General features: G+C 70.8%; 23 protein-coding genes. 7 read left to right on the top strand and 16 right to left on the bottom strand.

What is annotated here, in order from left to right; all coding sequences use genetic code 11:
- Positions 1 to 2: 2 nt before the first annotated feature.
- The 5 genes from G3576_RS06510 (at position 3) to G3576_RS06490 (ending at position 5169) form a co-directional block, all read left to right on the top strand.
- Positions 3 to 2180, top strand: a complete 2178-nt coding sequence (locus tag G3576_RS06510; protein WP_164693545.1) for an acetate--CoA ligase family protein — start codon at positions 3 to 5, stop codon at positions 2178 to 2180.
- Positions 2177 to 2896, top strand: coding sequence for an enoyl-CoA hydratase/isomerase family protein (locus G3576_RS06505; RefSeq protein ID WP_164693544.1), 720 nt, complete (start codon positions 2177 to 2179; stop codon positions 2894 to 2896). The genes G3576_RS06510 and G3576_RS06505 overlap by 4 nt, the downstream gene beginning before the upstream one ends.
- On the top strand, positions 2880 to 4028 hold the full coding sequence (locus tag G3576_RS06500; protein ID WP_164693543.1) for an acyl-CoA dehydrogenase family protein: 1149 nt from the start codon (positions 2880 to 2882) through the stop codon (positions 4026 to 4028). The genes G3576_RS06505 and G3576_RS06500 overlap by 17 nt, the downstream gene beginning before the upstream one ends.
- Positions 4025 to 4801: an enoyl-CoA hydratase/isomerase family protein gene (locus tag G3576_RS06495; protein WP_164693542.1), complete on the top strand. Its 777-nt coding sequence runs from the start codon at positions 4025 to 4027 to the stop codon at positions 4799 to 4801. Before G3576_RS06500 ends, G3576_RS06495 begins: the two co-directional genes overlap by 4 nt.
- Before the next feature lie 92 nt (positions 4802 to 4893).
- Positions 4894 to 5169, top strand: coding sequence for a hypothetical protein (locus tag G3576_RS06490; RefSeq protein ID WP_164693541.1), 276 nt, complete (start codon positions 4894 to 4896; stop codon positions 5167 to 5169).
- 9 nt (positions 5170 to 5178) lie between these two features.
- Here G3576_RS06490 and G3576_RS06485 read toward each other — a convergent pair whose 3' ends face one another.
- From G3576_RS06485 to G3576_RS06450, 8 genes are all read right to left on the bottom strand, one after another.
- The gene (locus G3576_RS06485) at positions 5179 to 5787 is read right to left on the bottom strand and encodes a hypothetical protein (RefSeq protein ID WP_164693540.1); all 609 of its coding nucleotides are present in this window, start codon (positions 5785 to 5787) and stop codon (positions 5179 to 5181) included.
- Complete coding sequence (locus G3576_RS06480; RefSeq protein WP_164693539.1) at positions 5784 to 6704, bottom strand: NAD-dependent epimerase/dehydratase family protein; 921 nt, start codon at positions 6702 to 6704, stop codon at positions 5784 to 5786. Before G3576_RS06480 ends, G3576_RS06485 begins: the two co-directional genes overlap by 4 nt.
- A complete protein-coding gene (locus G3576_RS06475) occupies positions 6652 to 7629 on the bottom strand; it encodes a Bug family tripartite tricarboxylate transporter substrate binding protein (protein WP_164693538.1) in 978 nt (325 codons plus the stop codon). The genes G3576_RS06480 and G3576_RS06475 overlap by 53 nt, the downstream gene beginning before the upstream one ends.
- 63 nt (positions 7630 to 7692) lie before the next feature.
- Positions 7693 to 8103, bottom strand: coding sequence for a GlcG/HbpS family heme-binding protein (locus tag G3576_RS06470; RefSeq protein WP_164693537.1), 411 nt, complete (start codon positions 8101 to 8103; stop codon positions 7693 to 7695).
- A 5-nt stretch (positions 8104 to 8108) separates the two neighbouring features.
- A complete protein-coding gene (locus G3576_RS06465; protein WP_164693536.1) occupies positions 8109 to 8867 on the bottom strand; it encodes a D-glutamate cyclase family protein in 759 nt (252 codons plus the stop codon).
- Positions 8860 to 9636 (bottom strand): SDR family oxidoreductase, encoded by a 777-nt coding sequence (locus G3576_RS06460; protein ID WP_164693535.1) that lies wholly within the window; start codon positions 9634 to 9636, stop codon positions 8860 to 8862. Before G3576_RS06460 ends, G3576_RS06465 begins: the two co-directional genes overlap by 8 nt.
- On the bottom strand, positions 9627 to 11057 hold the full coding sequence (hydA, locus tag G3576_RS06455) for a dihydropyrimidinase (RefSeq protein WP_164693534.1): 1431 nt from the start codon (positions 11055 to 11057) through the stop codon (positions 9627 to 9629). Before hydA ends, G3576_RS06460 begins: the two co-directional genes overlap by 10 nt.
- 8 nt (positions 11058 to 11065) lie before the next feature.
- Positions 11066 to 12082: an ABC transporter substrate-binding protein gene (locus G3576_RS06450; RefSeq protein WP_164693533.1), complete on the bottom strand. Its 1017-nt coding sequence runs from the start codon at positions 12080 to 12082 to the stop codon at positions 11066 to 11068.
- 118 nt (positions 12083 to 12200) lie between these two features.
- Between G3576_RS06450 and G3576_RS06445 the strand changes: the two genes are divergently transcribed.
- Positions 12201 to 12929 (top strand): GntR family transcriptional regulator, encoded by a 729-nt coding sequence (locus G3576_RS06445; RefSeq protein ID WP_164693532.1) that lies wholly within the window; start codon positions 12201 to 12203, stop codon positions 12927 to 12929.
- A 53-nt stretch (positions 12930 to 12982) separates the two neighbouring features.
- Positions 12983 to 13633: a maleylacetoacetate isomerase gene (maiA, locus tag G3576_RS06440; protein WP_407926102.1), complete on the top strand. Its 651-nt coding sequence runs from the start codon at positions 12983 to 12985 to the stop codon at positions 13631 to 13633.
- Between the two features lie 3 nt (positions 13634 to 13636).
- Here the strand turns inward: maiA and G3576_RS06435 are convergent, their stop codons facing one another.
- From G3576_RS06435 to G3576_RS06400, 8 genes are read right to left on the bottom strand one after another with little or no spacing between them, the layout of a single operon-like run.
- Positions 13637 to 14428, bottom strand: coding sequence for a fumarylacetoacetate hydrolase family protein (locus G3576_RS06435; RefSeq protein WP_164693531.1), 792 nt, complete (start codon positions 14426 to 14428; stop codon positions 13637 to 13639).
- A gap of 16 nt (positions 14429 to 14444) precedes the next feature.
- Complete coding sequence (locus G3576_RS06430; RefSeq protein ID WP_164693530.1) at positions 14445 to 15236, bottom strand: ATP-binding cassette domain-containing protein; 792 nt, start codon at positions 15234 to 15236, stop codon at positions 14445 to 14447.
- Positions 15229 to 16206, bottom strand: coding sequence for an ABC transporter ATP-binding protein (locus G3576_RS06425; RefSeq protein WP_164693529.1), 978 nt, complete (start codon positions 16204 to 16206; stop codon positions 15229 to 15231). The genes G3576_RS06430 and G3576_RS06425 overlap by 8 nt, the downstream gene beginning before the upstream one ends.
- On the bottom strand, positions 16203 to 17072 hold the full coding sequence (locus tag G3576_RS06420; RefSeq protein ID WP_164693528.1) for an ABC transporter permease: 870 nt from the start codon (positions 17070 to 17072) through the stop codon (positions 16203 to 16205). Before G3576_RS06420 ends, G3576_RS06425 begins: the two co-directional genes overlap by 4 nt.
- Positions 17069 to 18076: an ABC transporter permease gene (locus G3576_RS06415; protein WP_164693527.1), complete on the bottom strand. Its 1008-nt coding sequence runs from the start codon at positions 18074 to 18076 to the stop codon at positions 17069 to 17071. Before G3576_RS06415 ends, G3576_RS06420 begins: the two co-directional genes overlap by 4 nt.
- 22 nt (positions 18077 to 18098) lie before the next feature.
- A complete protein-coding gene (locus tag G3576_RS06410) occupies positions 18099 to 19679 on the bottom strand; it encodes an ABC transporter substrate-binding protein (protein ID WP_164693526.1) in 1581 nt (526 codons plus the stop codon).
- Positions 19680 to 19690: 11 nt separating this feature from the next.
- Positions 19691 to 23506, bottom strand: a complete 3816-nt coding sequence (locus G3576_RS06405) for a hydantoinase B/oxoprolinase family protein (protein ID WP_235951549.1) — start codon at positions 23504 to 23506, stop codon at positions 19691 to 19693.
- A 13-nt stretch (positions 23507 to 23519) separates the two neighbouring features.
- Positions 23520 to 24290: an IclR family transcriptional regulator gene (locus tag G3576_RS06400; RefSeq protein WP_164693524.1), complete on the bottom strand. Its 771-nt coding sequence runs from the start codon at positions 24288 to 24290 to the stop codon at positions 23520 to 23522.
- Between the last annotated feature and the right edge of the window lie 14 nt (positions 24291 to 24304).

Below are 24304 nucleotides of genomic sequence, written 5' to 3'. Positions count from 1 at the left end.
CGATGCAAATAGCCAATCCGCACAGCGAATTCAAACCCGGGCCACTGGCCGCCCACGGCTTCCCCGATCTCCGACGATTCTTCGCGCCGAAAGCCGTCGCGCTGCTCGGCGCGACGGAAGATTTGAGAAAGTTCGGCGGGCGCTGCCTGCGGCAGATGCTGGATTTCGGCTTTTCCGGTGACGTCTTCCCGGTGAACCCGAACCGGGAGACGGTGTTCGGCCGGCCCTGCTTCCCGAACCTCGCCGCCCTGCCCGCGCGCCCCGACCATGTCGGCATCGTGCTGCCGGCCAGGGCCTGCATCGAGGCGGTGGCGGAATGCGGGCGGCTGGGCATTCCCTTCGCGACGGTCTTCTCCGCGGGGTTCGGGGAGCTGCCGGGCGAGGAGACCCAGGCCGCGCAGGCGGAGCTGGTGCGCGTGGCGCGGGCCGGCGGCGTGCGGATCATGGGGCCGAACTGCAACGGGCTGATCAACTTCACCGACGGCTTCGCCCTGACCTCCACGGCCACGATCAGCGGGCCGCGGCGCCCCGCCGGCGATATCGGCGTGGTGGGGCAGAGTGGCGGCGCGGCGCAGGTCAACGTGATGTGGCGCGCGCAGGAGATGGGGCTCGGCATCTCCTGCCAGGTCAGCAGCGGCAACGACGCCGACATGGATATCCTGGACTATGCCGGCTTCATGCTGGAGGACGCGCATACCCGGGTCGTGCTGATGCTGGCCGAGCGGATCAAGGATGGCGCGCGGCTGCGCCTGCTGGCGGCGCGCGCGGCGGAGCTGGAGAAGCCGATCGCCCTCGTGAAGTTCGGGAGGACGGAAGCGGGCGCGCGCGCGGCGGCATCCCATACCGGCGCCATCACGGGATCGGATGCGGTCTTTGACGCCGCGGCACGGCAGCTCGGCCTGATCCGGGTGAATGATGCGCGCGAACTCTACGAGGTCGCGATGCTGCTGCGGCGCCGGCAGCGCCCGGCGGGGCATGGTGCGGCGGCGCTGGCGGTCTCGGGCGGAAACCTGGTGGCGCTGACGGACCAGGCGGCGGGGCTCGGCATCGCCTTCCCGCCCTATGCGGCGGAGACGGCGGCGAAGCTCAGGACGCTGATCCCGGGCTTCGCCGCGGTGAACAACCCGACCGACCTGAGCGCTGGCGCCATCGGCAGCAAGGACACCTTCGCCAATGCGGCGCGCATCATGCTGGAGGACCCGGCGGTGGATGCGCTGGTGCCGGTGATCACCATCGCGCCGAATGACGATATCCGCGCCATCACGGCGCTGTCGGAGGAAGCCGACAAGCCGGTCGCCATCCTCTGGACCGGGCGCTCCGCCGCCGATCCCACCCTGACGCCGGAGGTGCTGGTGCGGGAGGGCCATGCGGTGTTCCGCGACCCCCTGCCCTGCGCCCAGGCGCTGGCGCGGAGCATGGATTGGGCCGCCTTCCTGCGCCGCCGCTCCGCGCCGGCCGCGCGGCCGGAAGGCCTGGATGCGGCGCGGGCGCGGGCCTTGCTGGCAGCCGCCCCCGCCGGCGCACTGAGCGAAGCGGCATCGCGCGCCGTGCTGGCCTGCTACGGCCTGCATGGGCCGCGGGAAGACGTGGCGAGGACGGCGGAGGACGCCGTGGCGCAGGCCGCGCGGATCGCCAGCCCGGTCGCGCTGAAGATCCTGTCCCCGGACATCCCGCACAAGACGGAAGCCGGCGGCGTGCTGCTCGGCGTGCAGGGTGAGGACGCCGTGCGCAGCGGCGTCGCAGCGATCCTGGCCAGCGCCCGCGCCTACGCCCCGGCGGCGCGGATCGAGGGCGTGCTGGTGCAGGAGATGGTGACGGGCGGGCAGGAGATGCTGCTCGGCGTGACGCGCGACCCGAGCTTCGGCCCCGTGCTGACCATCGGCTTCGGCGGCACGCTGGTGGAAGTGCTGCGCGACGTGACCTTCCGCCTGCCCCCGATCTCGGTCGCGGAGGCGACCGAGGCATTGGAATCGCTGCGCCTCGCGCCGCTGCTGCATGGCCATCGCGGCGCGCCCGCCTGCGACATTGCGGCGCTGGCGGATGCCATCGCGCGCTTCTCCTGGCTCGCGACCGATCTCGGCGACCTGGTGGCGGAGATCGACGTGAACCCCATCGCCGTGCTGCCGCAGAGCGTGCGGGTGCTGGACGCGCTGATCGTGACGCGGGACGCTGCGGCATGACCCTTCTGATCGACGACCTCGATGGCGGCGTGCGCCGCCTGACCCTGAACCGGCCCCAGGCCGCCAATGCGCTGTCCCGCGCACTGCAGGACGCGCTGGTGGCGGCGCTGCAGGATGCGGCGGGCGACCATGCGGTGCGCGGCGTGCTGATCACCGGCGCGGGCGGCCGCGTGTTCAGCGCGGGCGCCGATCTGCGGGAGGATCTCGGGCTTCCGCTGCTGGAGGCTAAGAAGCTGCGCCGCGCGCTGCTGCTGCGGAGCATCCTGGCCGTGCTGGATTGCCCGAAGCCCGTGGTGGCGATGGTGCGGGGCAAATGCGTCGGCGGCGGCGCCATGCTGGCGCTGATGGCGGATGAGGTGATTCTCGAGACAGGCGCATCGGTGAGCATGCCGGAGATCGCGCTGGCCATGCCCTCCCCGCTCGGAATCACCATCATCCAGGCGCGGGGCGGACGGCAGGCGGCGCATCGGCTGATGCAGGCGAACCGGCCGATGGATGCCGAAACAGCGCTGGCCTGCAGCATCGCCGATGACGTGCAGGACGATGTGGCGCTGGATGCTACGGCGGCGGCGCGGGCGGCCGCGCTGGGTACGCTCGATCACGCCGCCTATGCCACCAACAAGGCCTGGCTGAACGGCCCGCTGCGCGCGCGAATCATCGCCGCCGCGGCCGCCGCCGAAGCCGCCCATTCGCAGGTCCATGACGATGCGCACTGAACTCTCCCCCGAACTCGCGGAGCTGCGCGGCCCGATCCGCCGCTTCGTCATGGAACAGCTGGAACCCATCGCGGCGCGCATCGATGCGGAAGGGGAGATCCCCGACGCCGCCTGGGACCTGATGCGCGGCCAGGGTTGGCTCGGCATGCTGCTGGCGGAAGCGGATGGCGGCGGCGGTGCCGACCTGCCGACCTACTGCCTGGTGATGGAGGAAGTGGCGCGCAGCCATCGCTGCTTCACCCTGCTGCTGGACGCGACCAGCGGCCTCACGCCCATCGCCATCGCGCGCCACGGCACGGCTGCGCAGAAGGAGCATTGGCTGAGGGGCCTCGCGACCGGGCGGCTCCGCGCCGCCTTCGGGCTGACGGAACCCGGCGCGGGATCCGATGCCGCGGCCATCACGACGCGCGCGACGAAGGTCGAGGGCGGCTGGAAGATCGAGGGCCGCAAGCAGTGGATCAGCGGCGGCCATGCCGCCGACGTCGTGATGGTGATGGCCGTCACCGATCCCGCCAAGCGGGCGCGCGGCGGCATCGGCGCCTTCCTGGTGCCGCGGGGGACACCGGGCTTCGACGTCACGCGCATCGACACGACGATCGGGTCGGAGGCGATCAAGCTCGGCGAGCTGACTTTCACGGATTGCGTGGTGCCGGATGAGGCGCTGCTGGGCGATCCCGGCCAGGGCTTCGCCATCGCAATGGGGTCGCTGAGCAATGGAAGGCTTGGCGTTTCCGCCGCCTGCGTCGGCGCGGCGGACCGGCTGCTGGAGATGTCGATCGCGCACGCCAAGGACCGCAGCACCTTCGGCCAGCGCCTGGCGGACCGGCAGGCCATCCAGTGGATGCTGGCCGACAGCAAGGCGGAGATCGAGGTTTCACGCGCCTTCCTCTACGAGACCTTGCGCAAGGCGGCGGCGGGGGAGGAGCTCGGCAATTTCGCCGCCATCTGCAAGCTCCAGTGCAGCGAGATGGTGGGCCGCGTCGCCGATCGCGCGGTGCAGATCCATGGCGGCGCCGGGCTGATGCGCGGCGTGCCGGTGGAGCGTTTCTACCGCGACGTTCGCCACTACCGCGTCGGCGAAGGGGCGTCGGAAGTGCTGCGCATGGTGATCGCGCGGGAGCTGGTGAAATGACCACCGTCCTCACCGAGACGCGCGACCAGATCGCCTGGATCACGCTCAACCGGCCGGAGGCGATGAACGCGCTCTCCGTGCAACTGCGCGCCGAACTCGCGGCGGCGCTACGCGCGGCGGAGGCCGATCCCGAGGTGCGCGTGGTTGTGCTGCGCGGCGCGGGCGACCGCGCCTTCTGCGCCGGCGCGGACATCAAGGAATTCGTGGAAGTCCCCTCGCCGCCGGCCTATCGCCAGGCGCGCGTGCCGGAAAGCTGGATCACGCCCTTCGACCTGACGCGCAAGCCGATCGTCGCCAGCATCCATGGCTATTGCCTCGGCGGTGGGCTGGAGGTGGCGCTGGCCTGCGACATCCGCATCGCGGCGGAGGATGCGCAGTTCGGCCTGCCGGAAACCGGGCTCGGCATCATGACCGGCGTCGGGGGATCGCAGCGCCTGCCGCGTATGGTGGGGCTGGCGCAGGCGCTGGACATGATCCTGACGGGCGACCGCATCGATGGCGTCCGCGCGCGGGAGATCGGGCTGGTGACGCGCGTGGTGCCGCGTCCGGACCTCGCTGCGGAGACGGAGGCGCTGGCCCTGCGTCTCGCCGCACGCCCGCCCATGGCGATGGCCTTCGCGAAGGAAGCCGTGCGCGCCGCGCAGGACCTGCCGCTGCGGGATGGCATGCGGCTGGAGATTGACCTGATCACGCATCTCCTGAACACGGAAGACCGGCTCGAAGCCGCGCGCGCCTTCCGGGAGAAACGAAAACCGCATTTCACCGGCCGCTGACGCGGGCCCGATACGGGGAGGAGGCCGACAATGCCGAGATGGCGGTGGCGGATGAGGCAACGGGAAGCATAGGCCGGCGCCTGCCGTGGCAGATGCACACTCGTGCAGCGGTGGAGCTGGACGGCGGCTCCGCCGTGGTGCGCCAGGGTGCGGCGGTGCTCCATGCGCGCGTGCTGGAACCCGCCGACGCCATGTTCACCCTGGACAGCGCCGCACGACCGCCACCGGAGAACCCGAATGCCGGGATCCAGCGCCCCGCGGTGGAGGTCGTGGGCTCGGCGCGGATCCTGGTGGCCTTCTCGCCCGGCGTGCCGTCGGCGGAGGCGGTGCCGGCACCGGCGCGGCGGGCGCTTTCGGCCTGTGCATGAAGGGAGACATCAACCCTGCAGGCCGGATGTCCGCAGGCGCTGCCACTCATCCTCCGGCACGAAACGGACATCGCCGGCAGTCGATTCGAACCAGCCATCCAGCTGCTGCCGCAGCCGCCTCAGGCGTCCGTGCCAGTCCTGCAGCGTCCTGAGCCAGACCTCGTGGCGCCCCGGCATCCGCAGGCAGTAGGCCGGTGGCCAGTAATTCTCCTGATCGGCCCAATCCTGGAACTGCCCCTCGATGCCCGCGGGCCAACGCAGCGCCAGCGCGGAGTGGCTGATCTCATGGATAAGGTCGAACAGGGCGAGGCGCGGGTGGCGCGTCGCCAGATCCCGGCGTATCGCCTCCCACGCCTTCCAGGCGGCGACAGGGCTTGCAGCAGCGCGACGGGGCGCGCGGCTGGCCGCGTTGATGACATCGTAGAACGCGGCCGGGTCATGCGGATCGACCCAGCCGAACGGCAGGCGCTCCGTGATCGCGAAGTCGTGGGCCGCCAGCGCGAGGGTGGTGAAGCGCTGACATTCGGCCTCGCTGCCCGGTGCGAGGACGAGGAAGCTGGCAACGGCACTGGCAAGGTGGGCTTCATAGGCAACACGCGCCTGATGCGGCCCGATCATGCGGCAGCCGGGCGAAGGATGGCGCGGAAATCTGGATCGGCGAGGTCGGCGGAGAAGGCCGGAAACCGCGTCACGAGCCGCCTTGGCCAGCCCGAGACCAGCGCCTCCACCGCCGGGTCCGGCGCGAAATCGACCAGGGCGCGCGCGGGCACGCCCTCCGCATCCAGCGCCGCCACCGCCACGGCGCCGCTCACGGCGAGCGACGGCACGTGCAGCAGCCGCGCGGGCAGGTCGCGCGCCAGCGCAGCCCGGCAGGCCATCGCCACGCCGGCGCGGACGCTGGCGATGGGAAGCGCGTGGTCCGGGCCGAGCGGCGCGGTGAAGCGGGCGCCGCGGCGGGCATGGGCGACCAGGTCGCTGATGAAGCCCGCACCGGGCGGGCCGCTGCGCGTGGTGCGCAGCACGGAGATCGGCAGGCGCAGCACGACCCCATCGGCATCCCCGCGCCGGGACGCATCGGCCAGCAGCGCCTCCGCCACCAGTTTCGTCATGCCGTAGGTGGAGGCGGGGCGTGGCGGGCTGGCCTCATCGGGCTCGGCCTCGCCGCCGCCGAAGACGCCGATGGAGGAGAGCAGCACGAAGCGCGCGCCCTGCGCGAAACGCAGCGCGGCACGGGTGCCCTCCACATTGATCGCCCAGGCCTCGTCGGGATCGGCCTCGCTCGCCTGGGTGGTGATGGCGGCGGCATGGATCACGGCGCCGAAGCGCGTGCCGGGCGGGAAGGCCTCCGCGATGCGGGCGATGTCGCCTGCCACGACGCCGGGTGCCGCCACCCGGTCGAAACGCGTCACGTGGGCGCCGGATCGCTCCAGCGCCGTTGCGATGCAGCCGCCGAGGAAGCCGGCGGCGCCGGTGACGAGGACGCTATTCAGCCGTGACGTTCGCGCTACGCACGACCTCCGCCCAGCGCTGCACATCCTCCGCCAGGAAGGAGGCGAAGGCCGCGCCCTCCCGCAGGTTGGGCGACATGCCGAGGCGGATGCACTCCGCGCGCACGCTCTCCTTCCGCATGGCCTGGGCGGCCAGCGCCCGGTAGCGCGCGACGGCGGCTTCCGGCACGCCGGCGGGGGCGAAGAAGGCGAGCCAGGCATCGGCCTCCACGCCCTGCACACCGGCCTGGGCGAGCGTCGGCAGTTCCGGCAGGTGCGGGGATCGGTTGGGGGAGGCCACGGCCAGCGCCCGCACCCGCCCGGCCTGCACCTGGGTCAGCACGGTCGGCGTGGTGGCAAAGCTGGCGTCGATATGCCCGCCAAGCAGGTCCTGCATCAGCGGCGCCGATCCGCGATAGGCGATGTGGTTCATCTGCAGGCCGGTGCGGGCGCGGAACAGCTCCAGCGTCAGATGCGCCGCCGATCCCTGCCCCGTGGAGCCGCAATTCAGTCGGCCCGGCTGGGCGCGCAGCAGGTCGAGGAACTCCGGCATGCTCCGCGCCGGCAGGTCGTTCTTAACCACCAGGATGTGCTGCAGATCGACCAGCAGCGCGATCGGCGTGAAGTCGTTGATGGGGTGGTAGCCGCCGCCCTGCGGGATCAGGGAGATGTTGGTCGCATGCGTCTGGTTGGTGCCGAAGACGAGCTGCGTGCCGTCCTTCACCCCCTGCGCCACGCGGCGCGTGCCGATGGCGCCGGCGCCGCCGCCGACATTCTCCACCACCATGGGCTGGCCGAGATCGGCGGAGAATTCCTGCGCCATCATGCGGGCGATGAGGTCGGTCGGCCCGCCCGCGGGATAGGGCACGACCAGCGTGACGGGCCGGGGCGGCACCCATGGCGCCTGCGCAAGCGCGGGTGTGGCAAGGGCGGCGAGGCCCGTTCCGGCGATCAGGCGGCGGCGCGACAGCATGGTTCCTCCCGGGGTTTCGGCGTGCGGCCGCACCCTGGCGAAGCCGCGCCGCGCCCGCAAGGGCTACCCGAACACGGCCTTGATGGCGGCCTCTGCCACTTCCTTGTCCTGGTCGCCAGTGCCCGAGCCCACGCCGATGCCGCCGACGACCGCGCCATCGATGATGATCGGCACGCCGCCCTTGAGGTTGGTCATGCGCCCTTCCGTCGCGATGGCGAGCTTGATCTCGAGGTCGGGACCCATGCCGCCGGTGGCGCGGCCGGTGGAGGCGGCGGTTTCCGCCTTGCGGCGCGCGGATTCGATCGACAGCACGCGGGCGCCATCCATGCGGATGAAGGACAGCAGGTTGCAGCCCTCATCCACCACGGCGATGCATTGCGGCTGGCCCATGGCCGTGGCGTGGTCGGCGGCGGCGCGGATCAGGGCGATCGCGGCCTCATGCGTCAGCTTCGTCGCGGTGCGGGTCAGCGCCATGGGGTCTATCCTTCGGGAAGGTCGGTCACCAGCATGCAGCCCGGCGCATGCGTGGCGTAGTAGGTCAGGCCGGAGGCTTCGAGCGCCGTCAGCGCCGTCAGGCCGCAGGCCCAGAAGAGGCATTCCTCCCCGGGTTCGGGCAGCAGCGCCTCCCCCCAATCCGGCCTGGTGATGTCGAGGATGCCGAGATGCGCGGGATGGCCGCGATGGATCGGCGCGCCATGGCTGCGCGGCAGGCGACCGGTGATGAAGGAGACGCGGCGCACGTCATCGGCCGCGAAGGGGCGCATGGAGACGACGAGGTTGCCGCTGAAGCGCCCCGCCGGCACCGCCGGGATCCAGGTGCGGAACAGCGGCCCCTGGATGCCGAGTTCCACATGCCGCATGCGGATGCCGGCGCGGGCCAGCGCCGCCTCCGCCCCGAACCAGCAGCCGATGGCGACCGCCACCATGTCCTTCCGCCAAGCGGCCATCAGGTGTTCGACCGGGGTCGCCACGCCGTCGCGGTAGAGCATGTAGCCCGGCAGGTCGGTCCTGATATCGAGGTCCAGGCCCAGTTCCGGCAGCCGCGGATCGCCCTTCCTGCTGACGGCGAGCAACGGGCAGGCGGCTGGATTCTCCTCGCAGAAGCGGACGAATTCCTTCGCCGCTTCCGCCGGCAGCACCACCAGGTTCGCCTGGACATACCCCCGGGCCCGGCCGACGCTGAGCCCGCGATATCCCCCCCGCACAAGCTGGCGAAACGCCAGCCCGGTTTCAGACATGACGAATGAAGCCCCCATCCACGCGCAACACCGTGCCCGTGACATAGGATGCGGGGGCGGAACAAGCAAAGGCCGCCATGGCGGCGACCTCCTCCGGCCGCGCATAGCGGCCCAGCGGTATCTGCGCCCAGGACCGGGCGCGGACTTCGGCCTGGCTGATCCCCTCTCGCGCCGCGGCGGCGGCATCGGTCAGGTGGACGCGTTCGGTGCCGACGCGGCCGGGCATCAGGATGTTCACCGTGACGCCCTGCTTCGCGACCTCCGCCGACAGGGTCTTCGACCAGGCGATGATGCCGGCGCGGATGGCATTGGAAATGCCCAGCACCGGCAGCGGCTGCACCGCACCGGTGGAGACGACGGTCAGGATGCGGCCCCAGCCGGCGTCGCGCATCGCGGGCAGGAAGAGGTCCGTCAGGCGATAGACGGAGAGCGCCATGGACTGGAAGGCCTCCGTCCAGTCCTTCGGATCGCGCCCCGCCGCGCCGCCATAGGCCGGGCCGCCGGTGTTGTTCACGAGGATATCCGGCGCGCCGAACTGCGCCGTGACGCGGGCCGCGAAGGCGTCGAGGCCGGCAGTGTCCATCAGGTCCAGCGGGAAGGCCATGGCGCCCTCGCCGAGCATCGGGAGAGCTTCCGCCATCGCGGCCTGGTCCCGCGCCGCGATGGCCACGCGCGCGCCCTCTGCCGCCAGCGCCTGCGCGATCGCCAGGCCCATGCCGCGATTGCCGCCAAGCACCAGCGCCCGGCGGCCGCGAATGCCTAGCTCCATGACCGCGGCCCGAAGGCGGAGGAGACGGATTGCTCGATGAAGCGCCCGCGGCCTGGCCTGGCGCGCAACTCGCCCTGTTCCACGATCATCTCCCCGCGTGACAGCACGCGTTCGGGCCAGCCGGTGACGACCATGCCCTCCCACGGTGTGTAGTCCACCTCATGATGCAGCAGGTCGTTGGTGATGGTCACGCGGCGTTCGGGGTCCCAGATCGCGATGTCGGCATCGGCGCCGACCGCGATGCGGCCCTTGCGGTCCAGCGCGTAGATCGCGGCGTTGTTCGCCGCCGTCAGCGCCACGAAGCGCGGCAGGGAGATGCGGCCCGCGACCACCCCTTCGCTGAACAGGATCGGCAGGCGGGTTGCCAGCCCCGGCACGCCATTGGAGACCTTGCGGAAGGGCGCGTTCGGCCCGGCGCGCAGCTTGCCCTCCCCGTCTAAGCGATAGGGCGCGTGGTCGCTGTTGAAGAGGTCGAAGGTTCCGTCCTCGATCCCCCGCCAGCAGGCGGCCTGGGATGCCGTGTCGCGCGGCGGCGGGCTGCACATGACCTTGGCGCCGAGCATGTCGGGCTGGTCGAGGTCCTGTTCCGTCAGGGTCAGGTATTGCGGGCAGGTCTCCGCGATCACCGTGACGCCGCGGGCGCGGGCGCGCCGGATCTCCTCCAGCGGCTCGGCGCCGGAGACATGCACGATCACCAGCGGCACGCCGGCGATTTCGCCCAGCGTCAATGCGCGATGAGTCGCCTCCCGCTCCACCGGCAGCGGCCGCGATGTCGCGTGGAAGCGCGGCGCCGTCTGTCCGCGCCGTTCCAACCGATCCGCGAGCCAGCCGATGATCTCGTGGTTCTCGGCATGCACCAGCACCACCGCGCGTTGGTCCCGCGCCACTTCCAGCACATCGAGGATCTGCGTGTCGGACAGGCGCATCGCCTCATAGGTCATGTAGACCTTGAGGCTGCGGTGGCCCCGCGCGATCAGCGCCGGCAGCTCCTGGCCCAGCACCTCCGGCCTCGGGTCCGCCAGCACCAGGTGGAAGCTGTAGTCGAGGAAGGCGTTGCCCTCGGCGCGGCGATGGTAGTCCTCCACCGCCGCGCGGAGCGAAGCGCCGCGATGCTGCACGGCGAAGCTCAGCGTGCAGGTGGTGCCGCCGAAGGCGGCGCTGCGCGTGCCGGAGAGGAACCCATCGGCCATGCGGGCACCGGCCGAGGCCAGTCCCGGCGCCTGCACCTGGTCGATATGCACATGCGCATCGATGCCGCCCGGCAGCACCAGCCGGCCGGTGGCATCGATCACACGCTCCGCATCGCCCAGGCGATCCGCGATGGCGGCAATCACGCCATCCCGGATGCCGATATCGGCGCGGAACACATCGGCCGCGGTGGCGACAGTGCCGCCGCGGATCACCGTATCGAAGCGGGTCATGGGCTTCGCTAGGCCGGCAGGCGGCGGATGTCCATCGACGGCAGGAAGGAGGGATCGAAGACATCGGCCGGCGCGATCGGCGTCGTCAGCCCGAAGGCGCGGGAGACGGTGGCGACGGAGGTGGCGAAGCGGTCGGCGCGCACCCCGCCCATGCCATCGGCGCGGCTCTCCTCCGTCGTCATCTGCTTGGCGATCAGCCAGCGCAGCTTCTCCGTCTCCAGCGCCACATCGGTCAGCGGTTCCTTGCGGCGAAGGGCCGCGATGGCGGCGGCGGGATCGGCGGCGGCGGCCTGCCAGCCCCGCGCGGCGGCGGCGGTGAAGCGGCGCACGGCGTCCGGATTGGTCTCCAGCATGCGCTTGGAGGCCAGGATGCCGTTGCCGTAGAGCGGCAGGCCGGTATCGGCGAAATACTGGAAGCGGATGTCCTCCGGCTTCGCGCCGGCGCGGACCAGGCCGAAATACATGGTGCTGTCGAAGCCGAGGATGGCGTCCACGTCGCTGCGCATCAGGAAGGCCTCCCGCAGGCGCAGGTCGCCATACTGCCAGCGGACGCTGGCGGCATCGATGCCGGCCGTCGCGGCAAAGGCCGGGAAGATGCGATAGGCGCCATCGGTCAGCGCGGCGCCGATCCGCTTGCCGGCGAGATCCCGCGCTGTCGCGATGCCGGCGCGGGGGAAGGAGGCGGCGGAAAGCGGGCTGCGGTAATAGACCATGTAGACGCAGCGCGCGGCGCTGCCCGGGTTCTTGGCGTTGAACTCCAGCAGCACGTTGATGTCACCGATGCCGAACTCATAGGTGCCGGAACCGACGCGCGTCACCGCCTCCCCCGATCCGCCGCTGCTGTCGAAGGTGCAGCGCAGCCCGGCCTCGCGGAACCAGCCGCGTTCCTCGGCCAGGAAGAAGGCGGCGTTCGACCCATCGAAGGGTGCGGCGAGGGAGACCTTCACCTCCAGCGCCTGGGCGCGGACGGCGCCGGCGGCCAGGATGGCAGGGGTGGCGAGCAGCAGGGAACGGCGGGTCGGCATGGGGGTTGCTCCTCGGGATGGCGAGGGGGGTGCTGCAACCGCCGTGCCAGCCCCGGATTGCCGCGAAACCCGATCCCGCGCAGGATTGTGCGCAATCCCGTGCGCGAAGGAGCGGCAGATGGCGGGCGACCCGCATCGCCTGGTGGGCGTCATCAACGCGGCCAACCGCCCCAGGGCGGAGGATGCCGATGCGGTCCACGCCCATCTCTTCGAGGCGATCGTGGACCAGCGCCTGCCGCCCGGCGCCAAGCTGACCGAGCAGTCGCTGGTCGAGACCTTCGACCTCGGCCGCCGCGCCATCAACGACGCGCTGAAGCGCCTGGTCTGGGAGCGGCTGGCGGTGGCGCCGCCCAATCGCGGCGTCTTCGTGGCCGCCCCGGATGCGGAGGAAGCCCGCGCCATCTTCGCCGCCCGCCGCGCCATCGAGGGCGGCTGCGTGGAGGCCGTGGCCCGCCGCGGCAGCGCCGCCGACGCGAACCTGCTGCTGGAGAACCTGGCGGAGGAACACCGCCTGCGCCGCGCGGGACGGGTGCGGGAGGCGATCCGCCTCTCCGGCGGCTTCCACACCCTGGTCGCGCGGCTCTCCGGCAACCCGATCCTGGAGGAACAGGTGCGGCTGCTGGTGGCGCGCACCAGCCTGGTGGTGGCGCTGTATGAGGACCGCGCGGGCCTGGCCTGCTGGCATGACGACCATGAGGAGCTGGTGGCGCTGATCCGCGCGCGCCGGCACCGTGCGGCGGTGACGCTGATGCAGAAGCACCTGGCGGATATCGAGCGCGGGTTGCGCCTGGACCGCCCCTCCACGGAGGGGATCGACATCCGCCTGATGCTGGCCCGCTCCCCTTGACGCCAGCGCGGGGTTCCGTGGGAGGCTGCCCGCAACACGGAGGAGACCGCGCGATGGATGGGCTGGTGCTGCAGGGATACTTCCGCTCCTCCGCCGCGTGGCGGGTGCGGATCGCGCTGAACCTGAAGGGGCTCGGCTTCGCGACCGTCGCGCGGCATCTGCGCAAGCGCGAACAGGCGGCGCCGGACTATGTCGCGAAGAACCCGCAAGGGCTGGTGCCGGCGCTGGAGGTGCCGGGCCAGGGCGTGCTGACGCAGTCGCTGGCCATCATCGAGTGGCTGGAGGAGACGAAGCCCCTGCCCCCGCTGCTGCCGGCCGACCCCTGGGGCCGCGCCCGCGTGCGGTCACTGGCGCAGATCGTCGCCTGCGACATCCACCCGATCCAGAACCTGCGCGTGCTAGCCTATCTCAAGCACGAGCTGGGGCAGGAACAGCCGGCGATCGACGCCTTCGCGCGCCACTGGATCGAAGCCGGGCTTGCGGCGCTGGAGGCGCGCCTGGCGCGGGAGGCCGAGACGGGCCGCTTCTGCCATGGCGATGCGCCGGGCCTGGCCGATCTCTGCCTGGTGCCGCAGCTCGGCAATGCCAGGCGCTTCGGGGTGGAGCTGTCCCCCTACCCTACCGTGCTGCGCATCGAGGCCGCTTGCGCGGCGTTGCCGGCCTTCCAGGACGCCACGCCGGACAGGCAGCCCGACGCGGAGTGAGCCTCAGCCGACGCTGTTGCGCAGCACGCCGACGGCATCGACCTCGAATTCCAGCGCATCGCCGCTGCGGAGGAAGCGCGGCGGCTTCTGGGTGGCGCCGGTGCCCTCCGGCGATCCCGTCGCGATCACGTCGCCGGGCACCAGCGGCGTGATGGTGGAGAGGTAGGCGATCAGCGCGGGGATGCCGAAGAACATCGCACCCGCCTTGCTGTCCTGCACGACGCGGCCGTTGAGCCGCGTGCGGAGCGTCAGGTCCTGCCAGTCGCTGACCTCGTCGCTGGTCACGACCCAGGGGCCGATGCTGCCGGACTCGAAAAAATTCTTTCCTGCGGTGACGCTGTGGGCCTGCCAGTCGCGGACGGAGCCGTCATTGAGGATGGTGTAGCCGCCGACATGCTCCATCGCATCGGCCTCCGCGATGCGATGGCCGCCGCGGCCGATGACGACGGCCAATTCGCATTCATAGTCGAACTGGTCGGAGACGCCCGGCAGCCGCAGTGCCTGCCCCGGCCCGACCAGCGCCGCCTGGTGCTTGATGAAGTAGGAGACATTGGCCGGCCCCTTCACCTCTCCGCCGAGGGGATGCGGCTTCGGGTAGTTGAGGCCGATGCAGAAAAGCCGGGCATCCGGCAGCGGGTTCAGCAGGGTGATGGCCGAAAGGCGGTAGCGCGGGCCGTTGGCGTCGGTGCAGGCCATGGCTTCCGCCATGGTCTCGGCTGGCAGGGCGACGACTTCCGCGCCCTCCAGCAGCCCATAGCGCGCGGCGCCGCCGGTCGAGAACCGCAGAAGCTTCATCGTCCCCTCCTCTGTCTCAGTCGGGCACCACCACTTCCGGCATGGCCGCCAGCAGCGTGCGCGTCACCTCATGCCGCGGCGCATCGAAGATCGTGTCCGTCGGCCCCTGCTCCACCAGCTCGCCCCGGTGCAGCAGGGCGACACGGTCGCAGATATAGCGGATGACGGAAAGGTCATGGCTGATGAAGAAGTAGGTCAGGCCGAGCCGGGCCTGGAGATCGACCAGGAGGTTCAGCACCTGCGCCTGCACGGAGACATCGAGCGCGCTGGTCGGTTCGTCCAGCAGCAGCAGCGCGGGCTCCGTCACCAGCGCGCGGGCGATGCCGATGCGCTGGCGCTGGCCGCCGCTGAACTCATGGGGGTAGCGGTGCAGGTGCTGCGGACCGAGCCCCACCTGCGCCAGGATGCGCGCCGCGCGCTCCGTCCGGCCGCGCGAGTCGAGGCCGATGGCGGCGCGGTGCACCACCAGCGGCTCCGTCACGATGTCATGCACGGACATGCGCGGGTTGAGCGAGGCGTAGGGGTCCTGCCAGACCACCTGGATGCGCGCGCGCAGCCGACGCATGGCGGCGGGAGAGAGGCGCGCCATGTCCTGGCCCTCGAACAGGATGCGGCCGCTGGTCGGCTGGTCCAGCCGCAGGATGCAGCGCGCGAGCGTGGACTTGCCGGAGCCGGATTCACCGACCAGGCCGAAGCTCTCGCCCTTCGCGACGGTGAGCGAGACATCGCGCAGCGCCGTCACCGGCGCGGATTTCCGTAGCAGCCCGCCGCGCATGAAGGTCTTGGTCAGGCCCTCAATCTCAAGCATGGGCAAGCACGCAGGCGACGCGATGGCCACCCTCCACCGCGACCGTCGCAGGCAGCGTGGCGCAGGCCGCGCTTGCATGAGCACAGCGCGGCGCGAAGCGGCAACCGGGCGGTGGCGCCAGCAGATCCGGCACGCTGCCGGCCAGCCCCTGCAGCGCGCCACGCGCGACATGGCGCGTGGGGATCGCGGCCAGCAGCGCCTGGGTGTAGGGATGCGCGGGCCGGCGGATCACCTGCGCGACGCGGCCGCTCTCCACGATATTGCCGGCATACATGACGGCGACATGGGTACAGCTTTGCGCCACGACGCCGAGATTGTGGGTGATGAGCATCACCGCCATCCCGGTCTCCGCCACCATGCCCTTCAGCAACGCCAGCACCTGCGCCTGGACGGAGACATCGAGCGCGGTGGTGGGTTCATCCGCGATCAGCAGCGATGGTTGCCCGATGAGCGCCATGGCGATCAACACGCGCTGGCGCATGCCGCCGGAGAACTGGTGCGGATAGTCGTCGAGCCGTGAGGCCGCGTTGGGGATGCCGACCTTGTCCAGCATCCGCGCCGCCAGGTCCCGTGCCGCGACGCGCGTGGTTCGTTCGCTGTGGCGCGCTGCGGCGAGCGCGACATCGACCAGCTGGTCGCCGATGCGGAAGCTCGGGTTGAGGTTCGTCGTCGGGTCCTGGAAGATCATCCCGATGCGGCGGCCGCGCAGCTTCCGCAACTCGCTCTCCGGCATCGAAAGCACATCCTGCCCCTCGAACAGGATGCGGCCGGCGCGGTAGCGCGCGGGCGGCGTGGGCACGAGGCGAGAGACGGAAAGCCCGGTCAGCGACTTGCCGCAGCCCGTCTCCCCCACCACGCCCCAGATCTCGCCGCGATTGATGGTGAGGTCGATGCCGTTGAGGACATGCGCCTCTCCGTCGAAGGACTGCATGCCGAGGTGCAGGCCCTGTATCTCCAGCAGCGCCGTCATCGCCGCGCCCTCGGATCGAAGAGGTCGCGCAAGCCATCGCCGAGCAGGTTGAAGCCGAAGACGGCGACGAAGATCGCCATGCCGGGCGCCAGCGCCATCCACCAGAAATCCGGCATGTAGCCCCGCGCGACGGAGAGCATGGCGCCCCATTCCGGGGTCGGCGGCCGCACGCCGATGCCGATGAAGCCGAGCGAGGCGACGGTCAGGATCGCGAAGCCCATGTCGAGCGACATCTTCACGATCACCGGCGTGGCCACGTTGGGCAGGATGTGACGGAACAGGATGCGCGCGCCGGAAGCGCCGATGGCGCGGGCGGCGGTGACGAACATCTCCTCCTTCCGCGCCATGACCTCCGCGCGCACAAGCCGCGCATAGCCGGGCCACCAGGACAGCGCGATGGCGAAGACCATGTTGGCCATGCCGGCGCCCAGCGCCGCGGCCACCGCCATGGCCAGCATCAGGCCGGGAATGGTGAGCTTCAGGTCGGCCAGGCGCATCAGCACCTCATCCACCCAGCCGCCCGCATAGCCGGCGATGGCGCCGATCACGGTGCCGAATGCGGTGCCCAGCAGCACCACCGCGAGCCCCGCCACGATGGAGACTTGCGCACCGGCCATGACGAGGGACAGCACATCCTGCCCGACCTCATTCGTGCCGAAGGGATGCGCCAGCGAGGGCGGACGGAAGCGCGCCGCGGTGTTGACGCTGCCCGCGACATGCTCCGGGAAGGGCGCGAGCCAAGGTCCCGCCACGGCCAGCAGCAGCAGCCCCACGACCATCACCAGGCCGAGCACGGAGAGCCAGCTGCGGGAGAAGCGATAGGCAGCGCGCCGGAGGGCCTGACGCGGGGCGACCGTCGCGCTCATTCCACGCGCACCCGCGGATTGACCAGGCCCTGCGCGACATCGACGAGCAGGTTGGAGACGACGAAGATGGTGCCGATCACCAGCGTCACGCCGATGACCGGCATGAAGTCCTGCGACACCACGGATTTCGTCGCGTAGAGGCCGATGCCGGGCCAGTCGAACACCGTCTCCACCAGCACCGTGCCGCCGAGCAGCCAGCCGAAATAGAGGCCGATCACCGTCAGCGTCGCCGCCACCGCGTTGCGGCTGACATACTTGAACAGGATCAGCGAGCGGGAGAGGCCGAGCGCGCGTTCCGTCAGCACATAATCCTGCTGCAGCACCTCCAGCGTCGAGGCGCGCATCATGCGCATGATGGTGGCGAGCGGCGAGAGCGACATGGCGAGCGCCGGCAGCAGCAGGTGCTGGCAAGCCACGCCGAAGGCATACAGATCACCGGCCATCAGCGAATCGATCGTCAGGAAGCCCGTCACCCAGGGTGGCGGATCCTCCGTGATCGGGAAGCGGCCGGACAGCGGCAGCCAGCCGAGCCACATGGCGAAGCCCAGCTGCAGCAGCAGCCCGAGGAAGAAGCGCGGCATGGAGATGGCGCCGAGAGCCGCGACGCGCGACACCGCATCCGGCCAGCGGTCGCGCCACACCGCGGTGGCAAGCCCCATCGGCAGCCCGACCGCGACCGCGATGAACATCGCAGCGAAGACGAGTTCCAGCGTTGCCGGCAGGAAGGCCGCGAGGTCCTCCGCCACAGGCCGGCGCGTGAAGATGGAGACGCCGAAATCACCACGCAGCAGGCCCGACAGGTAGCTGCCGTATTGCGTCAGCAGCGGGCGATCCAGGCCGAATTCGCGCGCGACATCGGCGATCTCCGCCGCGCTCGCATTCGGCCCGGCGGCCAGCGCCACCGGGTCGCCCGGCAGCATCCGGCCGATGATGAAGACCAGCACCGTGAGCCCGAGCAGCACCGGCACCGTCAGCAGCAGGCGCCGCAGCAGGAAGCGGATCATGCGGTGCTCCCTGCCGCCTGCCTCATCGCAGCGACAGCCCCGCGACCTCGATCGCGTTGGACGCGACGGGGACGAAGCGGAAGCCCTGGACATTGTCGCGCAGCGCCAGCTTGCGGCGTTCCAGCACGCCGAAGATGTCCGGCGCATCCGCCACCACCTTCTCCTGGAACTGGCGATAGATGGCGATGCGCTTCGCCTCGTCCGGCTCCGACCGCCCGGCCTCGATCAGCGCATCCACTTCCGGGCTGTTATAGACGGCGTTCTGCCAGTTGCCGTTGCGCGACGAATGGTAGGCGGCGAAGGCGATGTTGTCGGGGTCGCCGTAATTGGCGGTCTGGTAGACCGGGAAGAGGTCCGGGAAGGTCTCGGGCGATCGGCAGGCCGCGACCATGTCCGGCCAGTTCATCGGGCGGATTTCCAGCTCGATGTTCAGCTGCTTCAGGCTGTCGAGCATGATGAGCGCCCAGCGCCGCTGCTGGTCCAGACCCGCGACATGCACCATGGTCAGCTTGATGCCGCCATTCGGGCTGCGCGAACGCGCCAGGTGTTCCCGCGCTTTCGCCAGATCCGTGCGATAGACGGCAAGGTTCGGATCATGGCCGAGGATGCCGTTGGGGAGCGGGCCGACCATGAGGTCCGCATAGCCCGCCGCATCCGCGATGGCCTGGTAGTTGGTGGCGTAGCTGATCGCCTTGCGCAGCTCCACATCCATCAGCGCGCCATGCCGCGTGTTGAGCTTGATGGAGAAGGTGCGATACTCCGGCTCAATCACGCGGACGATGCCGGGACGGTCGCGCAGCGCGTCCATGTCCTCGCTGGTCAGGTCGACGGCGATATGCGCCTCGCCGCGCTGGAGCTGCAGGCGCTGCGTCGCCGTCTCCCGCACGATGCGCCAGATGGCGCCGGTCAGATTGCCGCCGCCGGGCTTCCAGGCATTGGCCACGCGCTCGAGCTCATAGAGGTTGCCGGCCTCCGCGCGGCGGACGCGGAAGGCGCCGGAGGAGGCGAGGTTGGAGCGGAGGAAGGTCTGGCCGTCATCGCTGCCGAGATTGGCCTCGACCTGCTTCTTGGAGACGATCCAGGCCCAGGGCAGAACCTGCAGGAAGGCCGAGAAGGGCTTCGCCAGCGTGAAGCGAACGGTGCCGGCATCCACGGCCGTGACGCCCTCCGGCGTCACGACGCCCTGGATCATCCAGGCATTGCCGCGGTTGAGGCGAATGAGGCGGTGGAAGGAATAGACCACATCCTCCGCCGTCACTGCGCTGCCATCCTGGAACTTCGCCGCCGGGTCCAGCTTGAATTCGTAGGTCAGGCCATCGGCGGAGACGGTCCAGGAGGCCGCGAGATGCGGCACCGGGCGCGGCGGATTGCCCTCCACCCGCACCAGGCTGTCATAGGTGTTCCGCAGCAGCATGCTGGCGGAATAGCCCGTCGCGATATGCGGATCGAAATTCGGGATGTCCTGGTTGGACGCGATCACCAGGATTCGCCGGCCGCCCTGCTGGGCGAAGGCACCCGCCGGCAGCGCCAGCGCGCCGAGTGCGCCCGCAGCCGTCGCCAGCAATGCGCGCCGCGACAGCGCGGCGGAAATCGGATCGATCATGCCCCTCTCCTTCACGCGGCCGCTTCCGCCGCCATCGCCTTCCCATAGTCCCGTTGCGCCGCCTGCGGCGAGACGAAGCCCAGCGCCACGTCCCGTGCCAGCTGCGCCGGATCACGCTGCGCAGGGTCGCCATAGCCGGCGCCGCCTGCAAGGGTGAGTTCGACGATTTCGTCGGTGCGCGTCAGTTCCACGAGCTGCCCCGTGCCGCAATCGCGCAGTTCCCGTCCCTCGGCATCCAGCACGCGGCCCTGCGCGCCGCCGCCCGGCAGGCCGCCGGCCAGGCCCGGGATCGGGTTGCGCACGCCCTCGGGATAGACGGAGACCAGCGTCGGCCGCCCGTCATCGAGCCGCTTGCGCAGCCGCACGCTCTGGCCGAGCCCGCCACGGTGCCGCCCGGCGCCGCCGCTATCCACATCGAAGCGCTTGCTGATCACCAGCACCGGCACGCGGCTTTCCAGCAACTCGATCGAGGTGTTGGAGGCCGAGGTCGGCCAGAGCATGGTGGAAAGCCCGTCGCCGCGATCCGATCCGCCCTGCCCGCCGCCGCAGAACAGCATGTCCGAATAGAAGCGCCCCGACGCGTCCTGGCCGTAGATCGTCGCCGCCACCGCGAGGCCCGTGAAGGCCTGCACCTGGCGCGGCGCCGCATCTTCAAGCGCCCGGAAGATCACCGGCGCCAGGTACCAGCCCGTGCGCGTGCGGATGTTCACCGAGGCCGGCTTGGTGCAGTTGAGGATCGATCCCTCGGGCGCCAGCACCGTGAAGGGACGGTAGCAGCCGGCATTGCCGCGCACACCCGGTGTCAGCATGCATTTCAGCGGATAGGTCGCATGCGCCGCCGTGTAGTTCATGGTGCAGTTCAGCCCGCCCTGCGCCATCTGCGGCGGCGCGCCGGCGAAGTCGATCACCATCTCGTCGCCCTTCACCGTGATGGCGACGGGGTATTCGACCAGCTTGCCGAAGGGGTTGTTGCAGATGGTGGAGCGGTAGGTGCCGTCGGGCAGCGCGCGGATGGCGTCGCGCATCGCCTTCTCCGACAACCCCTGCACCACTTCCGCCAGCGCGCCCAGTTCCTCCATGCCGTAATCGTCCATGAAGGACAGCAGCCGCTCCGCGCCGATGGCGTTGGCGGTGATGAAGGAGTTCACGTCGCCCACGACCTGGTCGCCGTTGCGCACATTCTCGGCGAGCAGGCGGAACAGAGTCTCGTTGGGGCGGCCTTCCTCCACCAGCTTCATCGGCGGGATCTGGAAGCCTTCCTCATAGATCTCCCGCGCCCGCATCGAATCCTTCGTGCCGCCGATGTCGGAGACATGGCCGACCGTGCCCATCAGCCCCACCAGCACGCCCTGGCGGAAGACCGGCGTGACCACCGCGATGTCGAAGAGGTGCCCGGCGCAGAGCCAGGGATCGTTGGTGACCAGCACGTCGCCGGGCTTCAGCGTCTCCGCGGGGTAGCGTTCCAGCAGCGCCTTCACCGCGCGCGGCAGCGTCAGGTTGAAGACCGGCATGGCACGCGGGCTGTGGGCCAGCGGTTCGCCGCGATGGTCCAGCAATTCGCAGGCGAAGTCCTGGCTTTCGGAGATCACGAGGGAGAAGGCCGTGCGGCAGACCGTCAGCCACATCTCCTCCACCACGTTCACCAGGCGGGACCACATGATCTCGAGCCCGATGGGATCGGCGGCGATGCGGCGCACCGCTTCCGCCCGGTCCATCGTCGCGGCCACCAGCGTCGCGGCGGCGCGCGGCTGGGCAACGGCGATGCGGAGGTTGAGGCTGCCATCCACCGTCACGCGGTCGCCCGGCGCGATGATGGTCGTGCTCTCCCGCTCCTCGATGATGGCGGGGCCTTCCACGACCTCGCCGGGGCGCAGCGCGTAGCGGTCATGCACCGTCGCCTCCGTCGCGCCATCGGCGAACCAGGCGCGGCGACGGCCCTTGAGATGCGTGGTGGCGGCTCCGCCGGCGGCGCCGGCCAGCGGCAGCACCGGCGTGGGCCCGGCGGAGCGGACACGGAAATTCACCGCTTCGATCCGCGCGCCATCGGGCACCATGGTGTAGCGCGCCGAATAGGCGCGCGCGAAGCTCTCCCGGATCGCCGGCAGCGAAGCCGCGTCGATGCGGCCGGCCGGCAGCTTCACGCTGATGTCGTGCATCTGGCCGACCAGGCGCATATCGGCGCTGCGCTCGACCACCACGTCACCCGCGGCGATGCCAGCCTCCGTGAGGCGCGCGCGGCCCTCCTCCTCCAGCGCGGCCAGCAACGCATTGATGGCGTCGCTGTCGAAACCGTCGCGGAACTCGCAGCGCAGGCTGCGCGCGCCGTCGAAGGAGAGCGGCGCGGCAAGGAAGCCGAGGGCGGAGGCGGCGCCGGAGGCTGGCGGGACGATCACCTCCGTCACGCCCATGGCGCGTGCAACATCGGCGGCATGGGCGGGGCCGGCGCCACCGAAGCCGACCATGGCGTAGTGGCGCGGGTCCTTGCCCTTCTCCACCAGGTGGACGCGGGCCGCGGCGGCCATGCTCTCCACCACCACCTTGTGGATGCCCCAGGCCGCTTCCTCGATGGAGAGGCCGAGCGGCGTGGCGACGGTGGCGACGGCGCGGCGCGCCGCCTCCAGATCGAGCGTCATCCGCCCGCCGAGGAAGAAGCCGGGATCGTAGTAGCCGAGCACGAGATTGGCATCCGTGACGGTCGGCTTCGTGCCGCCCATGCCGTAGCAGGCGGGGCCGGGGTCCGATCCCGCGGAATGCGGGCCCACCTTCAGCAGCCCCACCTCGTCGATCGCGGCGATGGAGCCGCCGCCGGCGCCGATCTCGATCATCTCGATCGCTGGCGCCTTGATCGGCAGGCCCGATCCGCGCGTGAAGCGCTGCAGCCGCGCGGCTTCCAGCAGCGGCGCCACTTCCGCGCGGCCATCCTCGATCATGCAGGCCTTGGCCGTCGTCCCGCCCATGTCGAAGCTGATGACGTCGGGCTTGCCCGCCAGCGCGCCGAACAGCGCCGTCGCCAGGCCCCCGCCGGCGGGCCCGCTTTCCAGCAGCCGGATCGGCACCTCGCGCGCCGTCTCCAGCGAGACGAGGCCGCCCGCGGAATGCATCAGCCGCAGCGGGCCGTCATAGCCGCGGGCCGAGAGCGCGCCATGCAGCCGCGCCAGGTAGCCCTGCATCAGCGGCTGGACATAGGCATTGGCGCAGGTGGTGACGATGCGCTGGTATTCGCCCATCTCCGCCACCACGCCGGACGACATCGATACCGCGATGCCGGGATGCCGCGCGCGGATCAGCGCCGCCGCCTCCCGCTCATGCGCCGGATTGGCATAGGCATGCAGGAAGGCCACCGCGATGGCCTGGCAGCCCGCGGCGACCAGCGCATCCGCCGCGCGCTCCACCGCCGCGGCGTCCAGCGCCGTGACGACCGCGCCTTGCGCATCCATCCGCTCCGCGACCTCGAGCCGGAGGTCGCGCGGCACCAGCGGCTGCGGGAACTGAAGGAACAGGTCGTAGATGTCGTAGCGCTGTTCCGTGCCCATCTCCAGGATGTCGCGGAAACCCTCCGTCGTGATCAGGCCGAGCTTCGCGCCGCGACGTTCGATGATCGCGTTCGTGACCAGCGTGGTGCCGTGCACGATCTCGCTGACCTCGGGCAGCGCGATGCCGCGCAGCGCGACCAGCTCCTCCAGCCCCTTCAGCGCGGCCTCGGAGGGGTCATGCGGCGTGGTCAGGCGCTTGTGGAGCGTCACCTGGCCGTCCTTCGCATCGACCAGCACGAAGTCGGTGAAGGTGCCGCCGATATCGAAGCCGATGCGCCAGCGTGCGGTGTCCATGCTCATTCTTCCTTCAGGCGCTGCGCTTCACGAGGCGGTGTGCGGCATCGCCGGTGATGGCGCCGATGCGCGCGGCGCCGTCCAGCAGCGCGCGCGCGATGTCGCGGCGTTCCGCCGCATCGGTCGTGGCGGCGGGGTAGGAGATGCAGAGGCTGACCACCTCCGCCGTCTCGGGTTCCGCCACCGCCACCGCGATGGCGCCGACGCCGGGGTTGCCTTCGTCGTGGGAGGTCGCGTAGCCGCGGCGCCGAACTTCCGCGAGGCGCCGCAACAGATCCTCGATATCCTGCGGTGCATTCGGCGACGGCGGCGTGAAGCCCGCGGCGTAGAGGCGCCGCACCTCCGCATCGCCAAGCCGCGCCAGCAGGCTGCGGCCGGTGGCGCTGGCGAAAGCCGGCAGGCGCCGGCCGATGGAGGAGGCGACACGAAGCGCGTTGCTGCCGGGATGGTCCGTCACCGCCGTCACCTCCAGCCCCGCGCGCAGCGTGACATAGCCCGTATGGCCGCAGCTGGCGGAAACCTCCGCCACCACCGCATCGGCGCGATCGATCAGGGAGGAGGAGCGTCGATAGGCGCGCGCGACATCCACGAGCAGCAGGCCGGGGCGGTAGCGCTTGCTCTCGCCGACATTCTCCAACAACCCGGCGTCCCGCATCGCGCGCAGCAGGCGGGATGCGTTGCTCTTCGGCATGCCGAGCCGGCCGACGAGGTCGGTGACCGTCAGTTCCGTGCAATCGGCGCCGTAGCAGCGCAGGACCTGCGCCGCGCCATCGAGGATCGTCACCGGGCCGCCTTCGG

Source organism: Falsiroseomonas algicola (assembly GCF_011040385.1).
GTDB classification, from domain to species: Bacteria; Pseudomonadota; Alphaproteobacteria; order Acetobacterales; family Acetobacteraceae; genus Falsiroseomonas; species Falsiroseomonas algicola.
Note: the sequence above shows the minus strand (reverse complement) of the source record. Positions and strands in the feature narration are given on the sequence as shown.